At 64.6% G+C, this 605-nt stretch carries 2 protein-coding genes; both read right to left on the bottom strand.

The features are described from left to right. Positions 1-30 precede the first annotated feature (30 nt). Complete coding sequence (locus NR072_RS06605; protein ID WP_256836585.1) at positions 31-198, bottom strand: hypothetical protein; 168 nt, start codon at positions 196-198, stop codon at positions 31-33. After that, positions 195-518, bottom strand: coding sequence for a nucleotide pyrophosphohydrolase (locus NR072_RS06600; RefSeq protein ID WP_256836584.1), 324 nt, complete (start codon positions 516-518; stop codon positions 195-197). The genes NR072_RS06605 and NR072_RS06600 overlap by 4 nt, the downstream gene beginning before the upstream one ends. Between the last annotated feature and the right edge of the window lie 87 nt (positions 519-605).

Here is a 605-nt window from a genome sequence, read left to right as displayed (position 1 = left end):
CATGATTCTTACCGTTCCTCTCGGTACGGCTTACACAGACCATCTGACACGCCCCTCGCCGACGTAGACCTGCTTCTCATTGTCGATCACGTACACAGCGGGCCAGTCCCGCATGCGCGCGTTCTTCTCCTGCTCGGGGGGAAGGGCGCCCCTGAACGGCAGGCGCTCCAACGTGTACCCGGGGTTGTGGTCGGTCATGACGACGTCGCCTCCTCGTCCCCGCCTGTCGGCACCGGGTGCTTGATCCGCGTCTTCACCAGCTTGGCCTGGATGATCTCATCCACGTCCCAGCCCATGTGGTCCGCGAACATGAACGCGTAGGTCAGCACGTCCGCCAGCTCGTCCTGCACCTCGTCCATGTCCGCGCCGTCCTCCGCCCACTGGAAGTGCTCGAGCAGCTCCGCGGCCTCGATGCTGATGGACTTGGCGAGGCTGGCCGGGGTGTGGAACCGGGCCCAGCCACGTTCGGCGATGAACTCGCGCAGCTGGGCCAGGGTCTGTTCGGGAGCGGTCGTCATGTCTGCATCCTGCCGCATGCGGCGAAGAACGGGGCTAGGGCGTGTCTGAGAATAGATGCACGAGTCAGCTGAGACCCTGGGGACATG

The organism is Micrococcus sp. Mcc89 (genome assembly GCF_024519795.1).
Classification (GTDB): domain Bacteria; phylum Actinomycetota; class Actinomycetes; order Actinomycetales; family Micrococcaceae; genus Micrococcus; species Micrococcus luteus.
The sequence above is the reverse complement of the archived record's forward strand: the minus strand, read 5'-3'. Positions and strand labels throughout refer to the sequence as shown.